Source organism: Streptomyces sp. NPDC002057 (genome assembly GCF_040296665.1).
GTDB lineage: Bacteria > Actinomycetota > Actinomycetes > Streptomycetales > Streptomycetaceae > Streptomyces.
Window position 1 is genome coordinate 1 of the sequence record NZ_JBEOXR010000115.1, and the last position, 2494, is coordinate 2494.

Here is a 2494-nt window from a genome sequence, read left to right on the forward strand (position 1 = left end):
GCCCGGTTACATTCCGAACCCGGAAGCTAAGCCTTTCAGCGCCGATGGTACTGCAGGGGGGACCCTGTGGGAGAGTAGGACGCCGCCGAACAATTCTTCAGGACCCCTGGTCCCAGCGTTCACGCTGGGACCAGGGGTCCTTTTGTTTTTTACTTGACTTTTCCGATGCGCGGCCGAGTGCCGGCTGCGCGAGAATGACAGCAGTACCCGAAGACAGGAGTCACACCGATGTCCACCAACTCTCCCGACGACCGTCCGGAGCGCGAACCGCGTCGCAGGGACGATGCCGGTGGCGACCGGGGCGGCTTCCGTGGCCCGCGCCGGGACGACAACCGCGGTGGTGGCGGTGGCTTCCGTCGTGACGACCGCGGTGGAGACAGCCGTGGCGGTGACAACCGCGGTGGCGGCTTCCGTCGCGATGACAACCGTGGTGGCGACAACCGCGGCGGTGGCGGTTTCCGCCGTGACGACCGTGGCGGTGACAACCGCGGTGGCGGCTTCCGTCGCGATGACAACCGTGGTGGCGACAACCGCGGCGGTGGCGGCGGTTTCCGTCGCGACGATCGCGGTGGTGACAACCGTGGCGGTGGCGGTTTCCGTCGTGACGACCGGGGCGGCGAGCGTCCTTCGTCGTTCCGTCGGGATGACCGTCCGTCCTTCCCGCGTGACGACCGTGGCGGCGACAACCGTGGCGGTGGGTTCCGTCGTGATGACCGTGGCGGTGACAACCGTGGTGGCGGCGGTGGCTTCCGTCGTGACGACAATCGTGGTGGCGACAACCGTGGCGGTGGGTTCCGTCGTGATGACCGTGGCGGTGACAACCGTGGTGGCGGCGGTGGCTTCCGTCGCGATGACAACCGTGGTGGCGACAACCGCGGCGGTGGCGGCGGTTTCCGTCGCGACGATCGCGGTGGTGACAACCGTGGCGGTGGCGGTTTCCGTCGTGACGACCGGGGCGGCGAGCGTCCTTCGTCGTTCCGTCGGGACGACCGTCCGTCCTTCCCGCGTGACGACCGTGGCGGCGACAACCGCGGTGGTGGGTTCCGTCGTGATGACCGTGGCGGTGACAACCGTGGTGGCGGCGGTGGCTTCCGTCGCGATGACAACCGTGGTGGCGACAACCGCGGCGGTGGCGGCGGTTTCCGCCGTGACGATCGCGGTGGTGACAACCGTGGCGGTGGCGGTTTCCGTCGCGATGACCGGGGCGGCGAGCGTCCTTCGTCGTTCCGTCGGGACGACCGTCCCTCCTTCCCGCGTGACGACCGTCGGGACGACAACCGTGGTGGCGGCGGTGGCTTCCGCCGGGACGATCGGCGTGATGAGCGTCCCTCGTCGTTCCGTCGCGATGACCGTCCGTCCTTCCCGCGTGACGACCGTGGCGGCGACAACCGTGGCGGTGGGTTCCGTCGCGACGACCGGCGTGACGAGCGTCCCTCGTCGTTCCGTCGGGACGACAACCGTGGTGGTGGCGGATTCCGTCGCGACGACCGCGGTGGCGACAGCCGTGGCGGCGGTTTCCGTGGCCGTGACGACCGGGGCGGCGACCGCGGTGGGTACCGTGGCCGTGACGACCGGGGTGGGGACCGCGGTGGGTACCGTGGTCGCGACGACCGCGAGCGCGGCGACCGCGCGCCCATCAAGCGGCTGCCGATCCCGCCGGAGGTCACCGGTGAGGAGATCGACCCGGATGTGCGCCAGGAGCTCATGAGCCTGCCCAAGGGGCTCGCCGAGGACGTCTCGCGCAACCTCGTCATGGTCGCGCAGCTGATCGACGAGGACCCGGAGCAGGCGTACGAGTACTCGCGGATCGCCCTGCGGCTCGCCTCCCGTGTGGCCGCCGTGCGTGAGGCCGCCGGCTTCGCCGCGTACGCGACGCAGAAGTACTCCGAGGCGCTCGCCGAGTTCCGTGCCGCCCGCCGTATGAGCGGTGGCGTCGAGCTGTGGCCCGTCATGGCCGACTGCGAGCGGGGTCTCAGCCGGCCCGAGCGTGCCCTCGCGATGGCCGGTGAGCCCGAGGTGCAGAAGCTGGACAAGGCCGGGCAGGTCGAGATGCGGCTCGTGGCCGCCGGCGCCCGCCGGGACCTGGGGCAGCTCGACGCGGCGATCGTGACGCTGCAGAGCCCCGAGCTCGCCTCCAGCGCCGTCCACCCGTGGACCGCGCGTCTGCGGTACGCCTACGCGGACGCGCTGCTGGCCGCCGGTCGTGAGCCCGAGGCGCGTGAGTGGTTCGCCAAGGCCCTGGAGGCCGACAAGGACGGCGCCACGGACGCCTCGGACCGGCTGGCCGAGATGGACGGCATCGAGTTCGTGGACGCCTTCGACGAGGAGTCGGAGGAGGAGTCGGACGACGTCGTCGCCATCGACGTCGATGACGACCACGACGTCGACGACATCGACGAGGACGACGACCTCGACGAGGACGGCAGTGACGACAGCGTCGGCGACAAGAGCTGACACGGTCGGTACGTGAGAAGGGCGGCACCCCGGGGTGCCG

General features: G+C 70.5%; 1 protein-coding gene, 1 rRNA gene and 1 pseudogene. All 3 read left to right on the forward strand.

The window, feature by feature from the left end; genetic code table 11:
* Nucleotides 1-91 (forward strand): 5S ribosomal RNA (gene rrf / locus ABT129_RS37960); the annotation flags it as partial.
* 260 nt (nt 92-351) lie between these two features.
* Nucleotides 352-999 (forward strand): annotated as a pseudogene (locus tag ABT129_RS37965) (hypothetical protein); the annotation flags it as partial.
* Between the two features lie 690 nt (nt 1000-1689).
* A complete protein-coding gene (locus ABT129_RS37970) occupies nt 1690-2454 on the forward strand; it encodes a tetratricopeptide repeat protein (RefSeq protein WP_351910828.1) in 765 nt (254 codons plus the stop codon).
* The last annotated feature ends 40 nt before the right edge of the window (nt 2455-2494 follow it).